The sequence below is a fragment of the Acinetobacter sp. UBA1297 genome (genome assembly GCF_002307755.1).
In the GTDB taxonomy this organism is placed as follows: Bacteria; Pseudomonadota; Gammaproteobacteria; order Pseudomonadales; family Moraxellaceae; genus Acinetobacter; species Acinetobacter radioresistens.
Window position 1 is genome coordinate 1 of sequence record NZ_DBUF01000020.1, and the last position, 16,832, is coordinate 16,832.

The 16,832-nt window shown below is 39.3% G+C and carries 14 protein-coding genes; 13 read left to right on the plus strand and 1 reads right to left on the minus strand.

Annotated features, from left to right (window positions below; all coding sequences use genetic code 11):
- The first annotated feature begins 239 nt into the window (after positions 1–239).
- The 7 genes from B3R63_RS08655 to hisC all read left to right on the plus strand — a co-directional run bounded on the left by B3R63_RS08655 (position 240) and on the right by hisC (position 7,179).
- Positions 240–1,685 (plus strand): RNA polymerase factor sigma-54, encoded by a 1,446-nt coding sequence (locus B3R63_RS08655; RefSeq protein ID WP_075040960.1) that lies wholly within the window; start codon positions 240–242, stop codon positions 1,683–1,685.
- 170 nt (positions 1,686–1,855) lie between these two features.
- Positions 1,856–2,188: a ribosome hibernation-promoting factor, HPF/YfiA family gene (gene hpf, locus B3R63_RS08660; RefSeq protein ID WP_034686074.1), complete on the plus strand. Its 333-nt coding sequence runs from the start codon at positions 1,856–1,858 to the stop codon at positions 2,186–2,188.
- A 135-nt stretch (positions 2,189–2,323) separates the two neighbouring features.
- The gene (gene ibaG, locus B3R63_RS08665; protein WP_005018558.1) at positions 2,324–2,575 is read left to right on the plus strand and encodes a BolA family iron metabolism protein IbaG; all 252 of its coding nucleotides are present in this window, start codon (positions 2,324–2,326) and stop codon (positions 2,573–2,575) included.
- A 7-nt stretch (positions 2,576–2,582) separates the two neighbouring features.
- Positions 2,583–3,842: a UDP-N-acetylglucosamine 1-carboxyvinyltransferase gene (gene murA, locus B3R63_RS08670; protein WP_119879572.1), complete on the plus strand. Its 1,260-nt coding sequence runs from the start codon at positions 2,583–2,585 to the stop codon at positions 3,840–3,842.
- Entirely contained in the window at positions 3,839–4,537 is a 699-nt protein-coding gene (gene hisG / locus B3R63_RS08675; protein ID WP_005406781.1) for an ATP phosphoribosyltransferase, read from the plus strand. The genes murA and hisG overlap by 4 nt, the downstream gene beginning before the upstream one ends.
- A 182-nt stretch (positions 4,538–4,719) precedes the next feature.
- Positions 4,720–6,018, plus strand: a complete 1,299-nt coding sequence (gene hisD, locus B3R63_RS08680) for a histidinol dehydrogenase (RefSeq protein WP_286729817.1) — start codon at positions 4,720–4,722, stop codon at positions 6,016–6,018.
- A 72-nt stretch (positions 6,019–6,090) separates the two neighbouring features.
- Positions 6,091–7,179, plus strand: coding sequence for a histidinol-phosphate transaminase (gene hisC, locus B3R63_RS08685; RefSeq protein ID WP_005406861.1), 1,089 nt, complete (start codon positions 6,091–6,093; stop codon positions 7,177–7,179).
- Here hisC and B3R63_RS08690 read toward each other — a convergent pair whose 3' ends face one another.
- On the minus strand, positions 7,180–8,538 hold the full coding sequence (locus B3R63_RS08690; RefSeq protein WP_005027725.1) for an anthranilate synthase component I family protein: 1,359 nt from the start codon (positions 8,536–8,538) through the stop codon (positions 7,180–7,182).
- A 261-nt stretch (positions 8,539–8,799) separates the two neighbouring features.
- Between B3R63_RS08690 and B3R63_RS08695 the strand changes: the two genes are divergently transcribed.
- The 6 genes from B3R63_RS08695 (at position 8,800) to B3R63_RS08720 (ending at position 16,828) form a co-directional block, all read left to right on the plus strand.
- Complete coding sequence (locus B3R63_RS08695) at positions 8,800–9,765, plus strand: DUF6160 family protein (RefSeq protein WP_005027722.1); 966 nt, start codon at positions 8,800–8,802, stop codon at positions 9,763–9,765.
- A 193-nt stretch (positions 9,766–9,958) separates the two neighbouring features.
- Positions 9,959–10,792, plus strand: coding sequence for a C39 family peptidase (locus B3R63_RS08700; RefSeq protein WP_005018574.1), 834 nt, complete (start codon positions 9,959–9,961; stop codon positions 10,790–10,792).
- Positions 10,793–10,841: 49 nt separating this feature from the next.
- A complete protein-coding gene (locus B3R63_RS08705; RefSeq protein ID WP_286729822.1) occupies positions 10,842–11,951 on the plus strand; it encodes a hypothetical protein in 1,110 nt (369 codons plus the stop codon).
- A gap of 12 nt (positions 11,952–11,963) precedes the next feature.
- Complete coding sequence (locus tag B3R63_RS08710) at positions 11,964–13,628, plus strand: OmpP1/FadL family transporter (protein WP_286729824.1); 1,665 nt, start codon at positions 11,964–11,966, stop codon at positions 13,626–13,628.
- Between the two features lie 14 nt (positions 13,629–13,642).
- Positions 13,643–14,854, plus strand: coding sequence for a putative pilus assembly protein FilE (gene filE, locus B3R63_RS08715; RefSeq protein WP_286729825.1), 1,212 nt, complete (start codon positions 13,643–13,645; stop codon positions 14,852–14,854).
- A gap of 24 nt (positions 14,855–14,878) precedes the next feature.
- The gene (locus B3R63_RS08720; protein WP_286729827.1) at positions 14,879–16,828 is read left to right on the plus strand and encodes a hypothetical protein; all 1,950 of its coding nucleotides are present in this window, start codon (positions 14,879–14,881) and stop codon (positions 16,826–16,828) included.
- The last annotated feature ends 4 nt before the right edge of the window (positions 16,829–16,832 follow it).

A 16,832-nucleotide genomic window follows, 5' to 3' on the forward strand; every position in this document is an offset into this window, starting at 1 on the left:
AAAAAGCCCCCTCATGTGAGGGGGCTTTTTTTATGTGTGGGGTGTAAAAGAAAAAGAGTTAGCCATAGCAATGCTGGCAATAGCTGATCTATTTAAGCTACTTAAGAGTTTAATATTTTTTAACTAGCTGACTATCCTAAAAAATAAATTGTATGTTTTATAATAAAAGTATGCTATAAAAATTAAAAGAGGCATAAAAATTGCATTAATTTTATATGATAAAGTAAGGGTGGGATATTATGAAGTTGTCGGTTGGGCTTAAAGTTGCAAATAGTTTATCCCTTACCCCCCAATTACAACAAGCCATCCGTTTACTTCAGTTATCTAATTTGGAACTCGAACAAGAAATCCAGCTTCAGTTAGAAAGTAATCCTTTACTTGAACAAATAGATGATGAAAATTCAATTTCTACCCTATCAAATTCTAATAATACAGATATTCATGAGCTTGATCAGAGTCTAAATGCAGACCATTTACCTGAAGAGCTACCAGTAGATACTCATTGGGATGAAGTTTATATTCATCAGTCTACCGCACTTGAGACTCCTGAGTTTCAGGAACAAGAAGACAATAATCATAAATCTTTAAATTTAAAACAGCATTTACTTGAGCAAATTAACCTTTTACATTTTTCCCAGATTGATCAGTTAATTGCCTATTATTTAGTTGATTCTTTAGACCAACGGGGCTTTCTTGAAGCTGAAATTGAAGAAATTACTGCTTCTGTTCAAAACTTACTTGCAGAAATGGGTCATGAAGAAGAAGTAGAGGATGATGAGGTTTATGTGGTACTCAAGCATATTCAGCAGCTTGATCCTTTAGGTGCAGGTTCACGTAATCTGGCAGAATGTCTTAGGATTCAGCTTGAAGCTTTACCTTCTGTGCCAGTTATTCAGGATGCTTTGATATTGCTGGAGCATTATCATTTACTGATTGCTAATGATCTTGGCAAGCTATTAAAACAGACAGGGTTGAATACTGAACATTTAAAGTCAGCAATTAATATGCTTAAAACTTTAAAAGCTTATCCCGGTATAGAATTTGAGGATGAATCATCTAATTATCAAATTCCTGATGTAATTGTATCTAAGAAGGACCAGATTTGGCATGTTCAGCTAAATACCGATATTTTACCTAAACTGCGTATTAATTCTTTTTATGCTGGTATGATTCGGCGCGCTGATCAAAGTACCGATAATAATTATTTAAAAGATCAGTTATATGAGGCAAAAAATTTTATTAAAAGTATTGATGAGCGGCATAAAACTTTATTAAAAGTAGCCAGCTGTATTGTTGAACATCAGCGGACTTTTTTTGAAATTGGGGCAGAGGGTATGAAACCCCTCATTTTGAGAGAGGTCGCTGAAGAAGTACAGCTGCATGAGTCAACTGTATCCCGGGTCACAAGTAACAAATATATGCTGACTCCACGTGGCCTGTTTGAGCTTAAGTATTTCTTTTCAAGTCACGTAGGCACTACCTCAGGGGGCGAGGCTTCTTCAACTGCAATTCGTGCCATGATTAAAAAACTAGTCTCAAGTGAGAATCCCCGTAAACCCTTGTCTGATAATTCCATTACGAATTTACTTAAAGAAGAAGGGATTGATGTAGCACGCAGGACAGTAGCAAAATATCGTGAATCTTTAAATATTCCGTCGTCTTCTGACCGAAAGGTCTTGATCTAGTTTTTAGTCGAGCTATTCTAATAGTTCATTATGACAGCATAGTGAAACTTTCATTTTGATTTAGAGGAGCGGCAGGAATGGTTTGATATAATTTAACAGAATTCTATTTTCTGTCATTAGACTATCCCTGTTCTGACTTTAAAGCCTGAAACGAGGTGAGGAATAGAATTATGCAAATTACCATTCGTGGCCACCATTTAACGATTACCCCTGCAATAGAGCAGGATATCCGTTTCAAGTTTAATCAGCTGACTCAGCATCTTGACCAGGTAAATAGTATGCAGGTCAAGCTTAGTAAAGATCATGAAGTTACCAAGCGTTCAAAAAAAGGTAGTGCTAACCATAAGGCTGAAGCGATTATCCGTTTACCTGGAATTGAGCTATTTGCACAGGCTTGTGCAGATGATATGTATACTTCTATTAAAAAATTATCAGAAAAAATAAAAAGACAGCTTTATAAACATAGAAAGTTGCAGTGTAGTCATCAACCTTTAGGAATTTAACGAAACAGTTTAAAAAAGAGGTTTAATACCTCTTTTTTTTCATGTGTAAATTTTATAGGCCAACTGCATTATTCCTTTAGAGTTATAGTAATATATCTGGTTTTTACACCGTCAGTCTTACAAGAGGTTTTTACAATGAATAGTGAACAGCTCACTGAGATTCTACAAGCTGCTTTTCCAGAGGCAGAAGTTGCTGTGAGCGGACAGGCGGGAAAATTTGATCTTCGTATTGTTGATGATCAGTTTGAAGGTAAACGTACAATTGCTCGTCAGCAGGCAGTATATGCTCCTCTAAATTCCTATATCGCGAGCGGAGAAGTGCACGCGGTCACTATTCGCGCAATGACCAAAGAAGAGTGGCGCAAAGCAAGCCTGTTTGGAGCTTAAGACTTAAATGGATAAATTTGTAATTAATGGCGGTATCAAGCTCCAGGGTGAAGTACGTATTTCGGGTGCAAAGAATGCAGCTTTACCTTTACTTGCCGCCACTATTCTTGCCGAAACACCTATTACACTGACCAATGTTCCTAACTTAAAAGATGTAAATACGCTGGTAGAACTGATTGCCGGTCTAGGAATTAGCATCAGCTACAGTGGTGATACAGTCAAGGCAGATACCTCTACCTTAAATAATCAGTTTGCACCTTATGAGCTGGTTAAAACGATGCGTGCCTCTATTTTAGTGCTTGGGCCATTGGTAGCCCGTTATGGCAGTGCTCAGGTTTCCCTGCCAGGTGGCTGTGCAATCGGATCGCGTCCGGTTGACCAGCATCTCAAGGCACTCGAAGCCTTGGGCGCACATATTGAAGTTGAAAATGGCTATGTTAATGCCAAAGTAGATGGCCGTTTAAAAGGTGCAGATATTACCTTTGATATGGTCACAGTAGGCGGTACAGAAAATATTTTAATGGCAGCAGTACTGGCAGAAGGCGTGACTACACTGCGTAATGCTGCTTGTGAGCCAGAAATTACAGATTTGGCTAATATGCTCATTAAAATGGGAGCCAAGATTGAAGGTGTAGATACAGATACACTGGTGATTACAGGCGTAGAATCTTTGCTAGGCTGTGAATATGCTGTAGTAGCTGACCGTATTGAAACTGGTTCATATCTGGCTGCTGCCGCGATTACTGGTGGTAAGGTTAAGACGACCCATACAGACCCGACATTACTTGAGGCAGTGCTAGATAAGTTCGAGGAAATGGGTGCAGAAGTCACACGCGGAGATGACTGGATCGAACTGGATATGCAGGATAAACGTCCTAAAGCAGTAAGTTTCCGTACCTTACCTCATCCCGACTTCCCGACAGATATGCAAGCACAGCTTATGGCTGTTAATGCGATTGGACATGGTTTTGCAACTATTAGTGAAACAATTTTTGAAAATCGTTTTATGCATGTGCCTGAGCTTTCACGCATGGGAGCCAATATACAGGTGGAAGGTAACGATGCCGTCGTGACAGGAGTTGAAAAATTATCAGCAGCTCCGGTCATGGCTACAGATCTGAGGGCTTCATTCTCTCTGGTACTGGCAGCGCTGGCAGCTGAAGGGGAGTCCATCGTTGACCGTATTTATCATATTGACCGGGGCTATGAGAATATTGAGGCTAAACTTCAGAGTTTAGGTGCCCAGATTAAGCGAGTAAGTGCATGAGTGATGTAAGAAACGATGATCCAAATTTTGATGTAATGGGTAATTTTGATCATGGTTTAACCTTGGCTTTGAGTAAGGGACGTATTTTAAAAGAAACATTACCTTTACTTGAAACAGCAGGTATTAATCTGCTGGAAGATCCGGAAAAGTCTCGCAAGCTAATTTTTCCAACTACCCATAAGCAGGTACGTATTCTAATTTTACGTGCTTCAGATGTACCTACCTATGTTGAAAATGGTGCAGCAGATCTGGGCGTTGCTGGTAAAGATGTGTTGATGGAACATGGGGCTCAGCATGTTTATGAGCCACTTGATCTAAAAATTGCTAACTGCAAGTTAATGACAGCAGGCAAAATTGGTATGAAACGTCCACAAGGACGTTTAAAAATTGCCACTAAATATGTCAATCTGACTCGCCAGTACTATGCAAGTCTGGGGGAACAGGTAGATGTAATTAAACTTTATGGTTCAATGGAGCTTGCTCCCTTGGTCGGCTTGGGGGACTATATTGTTGATGTCGTAGATACCGGCAATACCTTGCGGGCTAATGGTTTGGAGCCACTCGAAGAAATCTGTAAAGTGTCTTCACGTCTCATTGTTAATAAAGCTAGCTTTAAACGTAAGCAGGCATTGCTCAATCCAATTATTGCGCAGCTGGAAAAAGCAGTAGAAGCACGCCAGCAAATGAGCCCATAAAGTATTTGTTATCTAAGACCGTCCGCAAGGACGGTTTTTTATACCTTAATTGGTTTTACCGCAGATTTGAAACTTCATCAATCTTAGCAAAAGTTATTTTCAATAAAAGTCCTTGAATACAAGAGCGATTCCTACCCACAAGTTCGTAGAAAACAGGTAAACTAAAGTTTTACATAGACCTTGTGGGTAAATTGATGCGACGTTTATCGACTCAAGATCAAAACTTCAAGCAAGCTTTTGCAGACTTGTTAGCTTTTGAGACAGTTAGTGACCCTGAACTTTTAAAAACTGTAGACCAGATCATTGCTGATGTGCGTCAACTTGGTGATGCTCACGTTCTTAAACTCACTCAACAGTTCGATCGACATCCAGCGCATCAGTTTTCTGAACTTGAACTGACTCAAGCACAGTTAAAAACAGCATTTGAAAATTTAGAGCCGCAGGTACGTGATGCTTTAGAGATGGCAGCGGATCGGATTCGTGCTTTTCATCAGGCACAGAAACAGGATGGCTGGTCTTATATAGATGAATTGGGCAATACCTTAGGCCAGAAAGTGACTCCATTAGATCGGGTCGGTATTTATGTTCCGGGTGGCTTGGCCTCTTATCCTTCCTCTGTTCTGATGAATGCGATTCCTGCACATGTAGCAGGAGTATCCGAAATAATTATGGTAGTACCGGCACCAGATGGTGAATTAAATCCTCTGGTACTTGCCGCTGCATTCCTTGCTGGGGTAAGCCGGGTATTTACTATTGGTGGAGCACAGGCAGTAGCTGCACTTGCTTATGGTACAGAAACTGTTCCGCGTGTTGACAAGATTACCGGACCGGGTAACCGTTTTGTTGCAGCAGCCAAGCGTGCCGTATTTGGGCAGGTGGGTATTGATATGATTGCAGGTCCTTCAGAGATTCTGGTTTATGCTGAGGGATTAAATAATGCTGACTGGCTAGCCATGGATGTGCTGTCTCAGGCAGAACATGATACTGTGGCTCAAGCTATTTTTATTACGCCAGATGAGCAGCTATTACAGGCTGTGGAAGAGGCGATTGAAAAACATTTAAGTCAGCTACCCAAAGCCGAGATTGCCCGTACTTCAATTGCCAATCGTGGTGCTTTAGTTCTGGTAAATAGCCGTAAAGAGGCAATAGAGCTGATTAATCAGGTTGCTCCAGAGCATTTAGAATTATGTCTTGATGAAGCTAAAGAGATGGCTACCTTGATTCGTCATGCAGGAGCTATTTTTATGGGCCGTTATACACCAGAGGCAATTGGTGATTATTGTGCAGGTCCGAACCATGTCTTGCCGACATCAGGCACAGCGCGTTTTTCTTCTCCGCTTGGTGTATATGATTTTCAGAAGCGGACCAGTCTCATCATGTGTTCTGAACAGGGCGTACAACCACTGGCACGCACTGCGGATATCCTGGCACAGCAAGAAAATCTGGATGCTCATGCTCGCTCAGCCCGCTATCGCTATTGAGAGGCTTTTATAAAGAATTCAGGGGCTGTCAGGAACAGCCCTTTTTGGAAAATGAATTTGAGAATCTTAAACATGGAACTAACTACCGAACAAATGCGTTTTTGGAGTCCTGAAGTACGTAAACTTGAACCGTATATTCCTGGTGAACAGCCTAAACTTCAAAATCTGTTAAAATTAAATACTAACGAAAATCCTTATCCGCCATCACCTTATGTTGTTGATGCAATACAGGCTGTGCTGGCTAATCAGGCTGATGTATTACGTCTTTATCCGGACCCCGATGCAACTGCATTAAAAGAAGCAATTGCCCAGCAGCAGGGTATTACAGCCAGTCAGGTATTTGTAGGCAACGGGTCTGATGAGGTACTTGCACATATTTTCAAAGCATTTTTTATTCAAGAGCATCCAATTTTATATCCAGATATAACCTACAGCTTTTATCCGGTATATAGCCAGTTTTTTGGAGTTAAAACTAAAATACTGCCACTAAACGCTGACTTCGAAATTGACATTGCTGATTATAGGCAACCCAATGGCGGTATTATTATTACTAATCCAAATGCGCCAACCAGCATTGCATTAGATCTGCTGTCAATTGAAGAAATTCTTCAGAATAATCCTGACTCTGTAGTGGTTATAGATGAAGCCTACGTAGATTTTGGTGCAGAATCTGCAGTAAGTTTGGTAAGTAAGTATGAGAATCTGGTGGTATGCCAGACGACCTCCAAATCACGTTCACTCGCAGGTTTACGCGTTGGTTTTGCAATTGCCCAGCCACATTTAATTGCTGCACTTGAGACTGTTAAAAACAGTTTTAATTCCTATCCAATGGACCGTTTAGCTATTGCTGCTGCGGTAGCTTCATTTCAGGATCAAGACTATTTTCAGGCTATGTGCCAGAAAGTAATTGATAGCCGTGAGCAGCTTGTAAATGGGCTAGAAGCTTTAGATTTCAAGGTATTACCTTCTAAAGCTAATTTTATTTTTGTTTCTTTAGCTCATAAAAATGCTGCTGACTTGGCTGCCGAGCTGCGTCAACATGGCATTATTGTACGTTATTTTAACAAACCCCGTATTAATCAGTATTTACGTATTACTGTCGGTACGGATGAACAAAATCAAAGACTTATTGATACATTGAGAAATCAGATTCTAGTCTGATTATGATTCACCTGTTCTCTGCCATGTATTGAGTAAGTCCAGCATGGCAGATATTTTATCGAAACATTCCTGATATTCTGCCTCCTGTTCTGAAGCAATAGTAATACCGCCGCCTGCCCAGATAGAAATATCATGATCATATTTTTGGATGGTCCGGATCAGGATATTCCAGCAGCCTGTTCCATCAAAATTAAAATAACCTAATGAACCGCAATAAGCACCCCGAGCAGCTTCTTCAAGTTCTGCAATAATTTCCATGGCACGTATTTTAGGCGCACCCGTAATTGAGCCGCCCGGCAAAGCAGATAACAAGACCTGAAACGGTGAAATATTTTTGTTTAATATAGCTTGTACTTCACTGACCATATGATGGACTTGATTAAAACTTTCAATTTCAAATAATTTTAGTGTTTTAACTGAACCCTTTTGGGCATAGAGACTGAAGTCATTACGCAGTAAATCAACGATCATAACATTCTCTGCCTGATCTTTTTTGGAGTTAATTAAAGTGTTTTTTGCTTTCTGGTCAAGTATCGGATCTGCATAACGCGGCATGGTCCCTTTAATCGGGCGTGTTATAATTTGCTGTTGTTCTTTAAAATCAATAAAAAGCTCAGGAGAGCAACTTAAGATTTCAAGATTATCTATTTTTAGGTAGCCCGCATAAGGCGCATTTGTCATAGCCCAAAATTTCGCTGCACAGTCTAGTAAATGACCATTACCTTGAGCTTTAAACTCTTGAGTTAAATTAATTTGGTAACAGTCACCTGCTGTAATATATTCCTGCACTTGCTTAAAGGCTGAAATATATTGCTGTTTAGTCCAGCGTGGCTGACAGGTCTGAACCAGCTGAAACACCTGAGTATCTGAATCATGATCTAAATGAAGAGCATCATAAATATTTTGATAAATGATTAATGCATCTTGACCTTCACTATAAAATATCCACTCTTCTGCTTCATACTTTAAATAATGATGATATTTGCCTAAATATAAACTTGGCTGTTTTTTATATTCTATATGAATTTTAAGATGTTGTTGGGCAGCAAAATCGTAGCTAATAAATCCAATATATCCACCGTTAAATCCTGCTTGAGAAGAACCCTTAAATTCAGGATCTAAACAAATAAAATCAAGTAAATCTATTTTATGATGAGTAATTGAATAAGAATAATCAGTATTTTTTTTATAAGCTGAAAATAAGCCGGACTGGTATTTAATATATTGATCTGGCAGAAATGCAATAATAGGCCGATGATTATCTTCTAAATAAACTAAACCAAAAAAATCCCTCAATTTATTTAAAATAGAAGCAGGATCATTATGATAAAAATCAAGCTTTTTTCTCAGCTTTGGCATAGTCTATAAGTGCATCTGATAAAACAGTGGCACATATTACTACATAATTAACTATGACCTAAATCCAGATACCGTTTATCGGTTTTGCTTTGATTATGATGGGCAGCAGTTGATCAATTAATCCTCTCAGGCTAACTTAAGCTTGCTAATCTAAAGTAGCTACTCAAGGACAGGATGTTTCTACTGCAGAAAATAAAAAAACAGTAGAAATTAAGAGTAGCTAGACAATCAAAAAAATAAAAACTCTTAGGAGAGTATGGAATGAAAATGTTTACTAAAATTGCTTTAGTTTCTTCTATGGCAATTAGTGCAAATGCAATGGCAATGCAAGCGATGGATGATGCTTCATTAAGTGCAACCACTGGCCAAGATGGTATTAATATCGGGATCGGTATTTCAAAGGTTGAAATTGAAAAATTATTTATTCATGATAATGATGGCCTAACAGGTGGAAGCACTGCTGGAAAGGCTGGTGCCATCGTAATTAAGGGTAACGGTAAAACAGGCGATATTAACGAAAAGCTGGGTGTAGTAGTCAAAGCCAATTATGATGATGCAGGCAAATATCTGCTAACAACTCGTAATCTTGCTGACCTGCGTATTGACTCTGATGCAGGCGACAAAGCAGCTGGTGGTGCATTTATTAATATTGCTGCTGATGTATCGGGTCTAGATATCAATATTGGCGAGATTGGGGTAACCGGTTCTAATGCTGTAGCAGATCCTGCAACTGCAACGAGTATTCGTCGTGGGGGGGATGATACAAACTATAATGCTATTCTCTCTGGCCTTTCATTAAAAACAGGTCCAATGTCAGCAAATATTCAATTAGGTGCAGCTCCACAGGGCGCCATGATTAAGCTAGATGCGAAAATGCTGGGCGGTCTTGAGATCAAGAACCTGGGTATTCTAGATAACTCAACTAAAACAGCTACACGTGCTGCTGGTGAAATTTTTGTCGATAGTATTAAAGTAGCTGATGCTAATGCTCGTGATCTATCAATTGATCAAAAAATTAGTGTGATCGGTAAAGAAGGTACTAATAATGGCTATATTCGTATGGTAAGTAACTCAGGTCCAATTGATAACTATGTTAAGGGTGTTCATTTAGGTAGCCGCGATGCTGCTTCAATTGGGGATGTAGAAATTCAGGGACTACAAACTTATTACAGTCCTGCAATGGGTCAATACAACCAAGGTTCTGTGATTACCATTTCTGGTCGATAATAAATTTCTATTTAAAAGCGCGTGACTTCACGCGCTTTTTTTTACAATAAAATATAATTTTTTTCAAAAATCCTAAAAAAAGCTGTTATTTTTAAAAAAAAAAGGTATCTTGAGTGGTACAAGGAAGTAGAGTTTATACTCTAGAAAAATAACGAATATCAGTATAATTACTGAAAACTAAAAAGTTAAAGATATGTTAGAGATCGCTTTAGGCTCGGCATTAATGTATTACTTTGCCACGGAAGCCTTTGAAATAAAAAAGAAACCGGAAGAAGCAGTTTATTATACAGAAACTTTAGATTCTCGAAATAACTCTTTTGTCCGAATGCATAGAGAACCTGTACTTATTAAACCCGCATTAGAAGACCAGTTCCGAGGTATTGTCCGTCAGGCTTACGATTATAGTTGTGGTTCAGCCGCACTTACTACACTTTTAAATGGGTATGTTGGCACTGATTTATCAGAACAGCAGACCATGAATGGACTTTTAAAGTTTGGTGAAACAGAACGTATTATTGAGCGACGCAGTTTTTCCCTGTTGGACATGAAGCGTTTTGTAGAAGCTTTAGGTTTAGAAAGTGGAGGGTATAAAGGAGAATTTTCAGATTTGGTCAAGCAGGGTCAGCCTGCAATTGTACCAATCAGTTACGCCGGTTTTAAGCATTTTGTGGTTTATAAAGCCTATAAGAATGGGCGCGTTTACGTCGCTGACCCGGCTTTGGGGAATATAAGTTTTGACGAGCAGCGTTTTAAGGAAATTTGGGAAAATAATACACTGTTCTTGATTAACGTAGCGCCTGAACAAAGAAAAAACCTGTTGGCTTTGCAAGATGCTGATATGCGTCATGTAGAAGATGCCACAGTAAACCGTTATGCCTTTGTGGATATTCAATATCCGCAATTTTATATGGAAAAAATTGCCGATAAAGCCTCAACTATACGTCTAGACCGAAATTTGAATAAGGAATCAGAAAGTTATGGGCAACCTACTTATAACTATCTGAGGCTCTATTACAAAAATAAATAGCAGCACAGAAATTTTTTGAAATTAAAAAAATAAAAAGGTGGGATGGAAAATGGACCGTAAGTGGATGAATAGAACAGTCTTGGCTTTAAGTATTCAGATGTTATTCGGGGTGGCTTATGCGGCTGAACAGCCGGGAGCGCTAGAGAAGGAAAAAACAGCAAATCGGCAGGATATTGAAGCCGCATCTCCTGAACAGCCTATTACATCAGAAACAGTGTCAGAGCAGCAAGATGCTTCAATGGCTCTGCAACAGCAGGCAGGTGATGCGACTAAAGAAACCAATTTACAGGAAGTGTTTACATCCAATGGGCGTCAGTATTCTTTAATCAAAAAGGGTGATATCTCTGCATATTATGATGTCGACTATACTTATTACAGAGATACACAGCTAGATTTAGAAATGGCTCAAGGGCAGCTATACCAATTACGGGTGCAGGAAAATGCCAGTCATACCCTAACCAATACCTTTACTGCTCAATATGGCGTGCTGGATAACTTAACGTTCACTGCTTCATTACCTTTGGTTGCAAAAACAGATCTGCTCAAAGATGCTTCTACTGCGGGTCTGGGGGATATTTCAGTAGGGGCGCGTTGGGAGCCTTTTCCCTTAAAAGCTGGACGCTTACCGCTGATTTTATTTGGTAATCTTTCCAGTAAAACTGGCGATAGTCCTTATGAGATTAATCCAACAACAGACCTTTCTACCGGTAAAGGATATTATTCGGCAGGTATAGGGGCGAGTACCCGTAAATATATTGATCCTGTTGTACTCTTCGCCTCAGTATCAGCCAACTACGGTTTTAAAGAAACTGGACTGAATCAGCGCCGTGGGTCACGAATCATTGATGAGTTTAATCCAGGTATAAGTGGTGGATTCGCTTTTGGTTTTGCCTATTCATTTAACTATGATGTTTCGATGACCATGTCTTATCAGCAAAGTTTCAATACTGATGCTGAATTCACATATACAAGTGGAGAAAGTTATTCGGTTGCAGATCAAACCAGTTCAACCTTTGCAATATCTCTAGGCGTACGGGTATCACCAGAGACTATTGTAAACGGTACACTGGGTATAGGGCTGACAGAAGATGCACCTGATGTGTCTTTGGGTCTTTCTTTCCCACTGGATATTTTGGGTTTTGGTAAAAAATTACGCTAAGAGGCTGGTCGTATGAAAATTAATCGACTTCGCCCGCTAGTGTCTGCAATTTTATTATCGGGCTGTTCCAGTGTTGCATTTGCTCAATTAGGGCAAAATTTATCTGTTGATATTCGGTCATTAACTATGGGAAATGCTGTAACAGCAGACCCTCCCGGGATTAGTGCAATCCATTTTAACCCGGCAGCATTGACCAAAATTGAAGGCTTACAAACCGACCTGCAAGGAATTGTGGCGAATTTTGATATCAAACGTGAATTTACCGTACCTGCTGGCTACAATGTATTTGGTTATTCTGATGACCCATTAGTATGTAATGACGGGCCAGAAGTTGATTCGGACTTGTGTACTGATTTTAAAGGTCCGGTCAGGGGTGATGTAGAGTACGTCAGCCTGTATATTCCGATTTTAAAAAAAATGGTCGATTTGGGCGAAGGGATGCCAATGGTCGCACCAACAGCGGGGATTGCATATAATCCGCCTGGATCTAAAACTACATTTGCTACCGCTATGTATGCACCTCTGGTAGCCGGTTTCGGTGCTGAAAATGGAAATCCTGGTAATTTTATGGGGCAACAGGTTGCCTTGGAGAGGATTACCTATCTATCGCCATCTTTTGCTTATGAAATGAATGATGAATTATCAATTGGCGCATCTATTGGCATGTCTTATCAAGCCATTGGTCTGAAAACAGATTTACGTTTTCCCAATGAATTGATTGGAATGTTACGTATGATTGATGAGGTTGTCTGTACACCTTTCAAGGAAAACCAGGACATTATTACTGATATCTTACTATTAGGTATTTGTAATGCTGAAGAAGGTATGAATCCTTTTAGCCGTTTTGGACAGATGCAAGTTGCTTTAGAACAATCTCTTAGTCCAAGTTATAACTTGGGTGTACTGTGGGAGCCAACGGATGACTTTAGCTTAGGCATGGTATATCAAAGTTCTGCAAAAATGCGGTTAAAAGGTAAATACCATATTGATAATGCCAAAGCTCCACAAGAACTCATCAATGGTCTCATGTCCTCACCGACTGGGCAGATTCTGGCTGCTATTTTAGGCTTTCCCCGTTCTATTCCAGGAAGTGAGTCAGGGCTGGTGGCTATGGATTTTGAATACCCAGCACACTTTCAGGCAGGAATAAAATATAAAATTTTACCTGATTTACAGCTTAACTTCGATATAGGCTGGACAGACTATAGGGCTTGGGACAAATTTAAATTTGAGTTCGACCGGGAAATTTCTGCGCTAAAAATTGCAAAACTTTTATCTGAAAATATTGGGGATGCCAATCTGGCCTTACCTCTAGAATTTACTTCGCCATGGAATTTTGGAATTGGCCTCGAATATTCAGCTACAGACCGTTTAAAGCTACGGGCAGGCTATGAACCACGGACCAGCGCTATTCCTGATCATAAACGTAATACCATGGTTCCAATCAATAACGCACAACTATTTGGTCTTGGATTAGGCTATCGTTTTGATGCAGATACAGATCTGGATTTATCAATTGGTTTCTTACAAAGCCGCGATAAAATTCCAGCAGGTGCCAGTAATTTAGGGAATTTGCCTGGGGTAAATAATATCTTGCTGAACCCGTTTGCGGGTTTAAATATGAAAACGGATACTAAAATTACAATCTTGGGTCTAAGTTATAGAACAAAGTGGTAGGCTTTGAAAAGAAAATGAAAAGGGACATCGTCATTAAAATGATATTCGCATTAAGTTTAATGCCAGTATCGTTTGTATCAGCTGGAGAGTTTCATACTATTATTGGTCCTGATGGGCGGCCTATGGTAGTACAACGCCCAGATAAAAGACCTGAAAAACTGGTTCAGCCTGAGGCTGAAACTACCAATTTTACTCATAAACTAAAAACATCTAGGGATGACAAAAGTCAGATAGATGTTGTGATTATGTCATCAAAAAATGTTCCATCTTCTTCAAATGGGATGGAGAAGAAAACAGCTCAAGATATAATTAATGCAGATAATCAGCCGTTGATTGTTGCCCCTAAAGAAATACAGGCTGTTACATCGATAGTTAAACCAGTAGAAAAGTTGCCAGAACATAGTTCTTCTATAAAGCAGCCGAAACGAGTTGTGACGCCACAAAAAAACATTATTATTCCAGAGACGCAAGCAACCCATCAAAAAGAGCAAAAAACTAATACAACAATCCTCACCGCACAGCAACAGGCTTTAACAGTAATTGACGGTGAACAATATATTAAAAGTGAATATCTGGAAGATAAAGAATTTAATATAGATGGAAAAAAACGTTTCTATACTATGCCAGAAGGGATTATTGATACACGTAATGGCTCCACGCGTTTACAGGTTATTGAAAGGGAAAAAGGGGTAGGCAAGTCCACTTTAGATCATCTGTTCAAAAAGGGTCCGATACAGGCAAATCAGGTAATTGTTTTAGCTCCTACTTACTATCGTATATCTCAGGCCGAAGCAGTAGAAAGTTTAGGACAACAGTGTTTTGAAAATAAAAAGATTAAAAAAGCTAAAAGGATGAATGCAGAGCAAGAAATTAATATCTGGCCGCGCGCTCCTTTAAAGGATCAGTTCGATTTTGAAGTGGTTGAACTATCTGACCAGATACAACATGTCCAGATTAACTCATATGCCTCCCAGCAAAACAGACCGACTTTTTATTGGCCTTTAGCCATATTTCTGGATGCAGAGGGTTGTGTGATTGAGGGGGCTGGAGGCTTTAAAAACCGTGATACTGATGCCTCAATGATTCATTTTAAAAAACTTGAAGGTATGATCCGTATACCAGTCCATACTCAGTACTTACTAATGACTCCCTTACTTTCAGCCCCGGATACGCCGAATTATGTACTGAGTAATCAGGGACAGTTAAAACTAATTGCACTACGTTAAACCGAAAAAAAAAGAGCATGAATAATGAAAAATAAATATCTACTACCATTTACGATGACTGCATTAATGGCTGCATTGAGTGGCTGCGGTGGTGAAAGTGCAAATATTATCCCCGAAAAAGATACGATGACGTATGTCAATGGAACATGTAAAGCAAATGATGAAGGGTGTACTGAATTTATTTTAGATTATCCCGTTGATGGTCTGAATTTTACCTGTAGTAGTGACGCCAATAATACGTTTATAACTTTAATGGATTTTGCCAACTCTGTAGTTACAGGAACTTGCCGTACAGGCGATAAGGCAAAATTCTTTATGATGGGCAGTGATGACAGAAAAATTAGTCTGGGTGAAGTAGACCTCAATAAAATTAGTTCATCCGATACAATTGGTACGGTTCCTCGTTTGACCTTGCTTGATCTTGCTGCTGGAATAACCGGGCAAGATGCTAAAATGCTTCAGCAGAGTGATCCTACCGTGAAAGTTGCCTTAGAGCTGGTTAAAATTATTCAGGCATTGGCACTCAAAGAACAAAGAATTGAAGTGCCTACGGATATCCAGGCACTTTATATTACAGATGCAGTAAGACAAAATCTGGAAAAAATTTCTACCTCAGTGACTGCCGAAGATATTGTCAGTAAAAGATATGTTGAATTGATTCGCCCATGGCTGGATGTTTCACAAATTACAGATCAAGATGCTTTTATTGCGCTAAATAAATTAGTCAATATTGCTAATTCTGCAGTTTACCAACCTGAATTTGCCGTCTTTCCAACGAATTTAATTGATCAAATAGCAAGTAATGCCGGCTCAGAAGGCATGGTAGGGTGTAATAAACCAGTTTGTGACTTAAATGATATTTCTATTAAACGTGCTTTAGGTCATTTTATGCTGATTACTGACCGGCAGGGCTACACTCTTGGGAGTGGCATTCAATGGAAGGGAGGTGTTACTAAAGCTACATCTGCAGTTATCGGTGCTAATCTGGAACTTATTACCTCTACCAGGCCAGTGAGAATCACTGCGGAACCACAGAACCACTGGATTAATCCACTTACTAAGAGAATAGATCAGCCTTTTACATTTAAAGTCAGTGAACAGAACTCTCAGGATTTACTGATTACTCAAGGTAAACTACTTAATAACAGTATTATGGCCGGGCAAGAAAAGTTCTATAAAAAAATTACCAGAAAAACAACGATTACAGAAGCAGATAAAAATGATTTAGGCCACTGGCAGCAGGAGGTAGCCGGTGAGTTATTTCAAGGACCTATGGACCTGTACAAAATCTACCATATTACTTATCTGGATAAAAAAGTCTTCAAGTCTATTAATAATAGCCGTGTAGGCGAAAATTATATTTTTCCACTTTATGCTGATCTGACCTTCAAGTTTAATGATACTTCGGTCAATAATATTAAACTCGGCATTGTAGTAGATGCCAATGGAGATATTCGAACTAATATCCGGCCAAATGCAACTGCATCAGATATGTCTACGGCTTTATGTAATTCAGATAGTATCAGCCCGGAATTAATAGATAATTATGGAGTGCAACAGTATCGTTTAGGAACCACGGCCCGCGTATTTACTAATGATAATTCTATTTCTGTACGCATGATTTTAGCCAATGATACTTTTAATAATATCAATGGTGCATTAGTGGGAATGAATGTCAAATTGCAGCTCGCAGAAAATGGTGAAATACTTTCTGTTGGGGGAGCAAGGATACAGCTTGGTGGACTATTAAACGGTAACAGGTCAATTCGCTTTACGGACTCTGCAGGAGAAGCTGTACAATGGGCCAATACATTAGCAAGCTTCCAGAATACCTTTAATAATGCAAACCAGAAAAAGACTGAAAATGATCCAACTAAAAAAGAAGTCACACAGGCTGATTTAAATCTGGCAAAGCTGGCGGGCGGAAAAATAGAAATGACTTTGCCAGACTGTTATCAGGTTAAAACTAAATAAAATT

Bases quoted from the DNA above. Each gene is read 5' to 3' on its own strand.
- hisC (WP_005406861.1), top strand. From the start codon at position 6,091: ATGGAACTAACTACCGAACAAATGCGTTTTTGGAGTCCTGAAGTACGT.
- hpf (WP_034686074.1), top strand. From the start codon at position 1,856: ATGCAAATTACCATTCGTGGCCACCATTTAACGATTACCCCTGCAATA.
- murA (WP_119879572.1), top strand. From the start codon at position 2,583: ATGGATAAATTTGTAATTAATGGCGGTATCAAGCTCCAGGGTGAAGTA.
- B3R63_RS08720 (WP_286729827.1), top strand. From the start codon at position 14,879: ATGAAAAATAAATATCTACTACCATTTACGATGACTGCATTAATGGCT.
- B3R63_RS08705 (WP_286729822.1), top strand. From the start codon at position 10,842: ATGGACCGTAAGTGGATGAATAGAACAGTCTTGGCTTTAAGTATTCAG.
- B3R63_RS08655 (WP_075040960.1), top strand. From the start codon at position 240: ATGAAGTTGTCGGTTGGGCTTAAAGTTGCAAATAGTTTATCCCTTACC.
- filE (WP_286729825.1), top strand. From the start codon at position 13,643: ATGAAAAGGGACATCGTCATTAAAATGATATTCGCATTAAGTTTAATG.
- ibaG (WP_005018558.1), top strand. From the start codon at position 2,324: ATGAATAGTGAACAGCTCACTGAGATTCTACAAGCTGCTTTTCCAGAG.
- hisG (WP_005406781.1), top strand. From the start codon at position 3,839: ATGAGTGATGTAAGAAACGATGATCCAAATTTTGATGTAATGGGTAAT.
- B3R63_RS08710 (WP_286729824.1), top strand. From the start codon at position 11,964: ATGAAAATTAATCGACTTCGCCCGCTAGTGTCTGCAATTTTATTATCG.
- B3R63_RS08690 (WP_005027725.1), bottom strand. From the start codon at position 8,538: ATGCCAAAGCTGAGAAAAAAGCTTGATTTTTATCATAATGATCCTGCT.
- B3R63_RS08695 (WP_005027722.1), top strand. From the start codon at position 8,800: ATGAAAATGTTTACTAAAATTGCTTTAGTTTCTTCTATGGCAATTAGT.
- B3R63_RS08700 (WP_005018574.1), top strand. From the start codon at position 9,959: ATGTTAGAGATCGCTTTAGGCTCGGCATTAATGTATTACTTTGCCACG.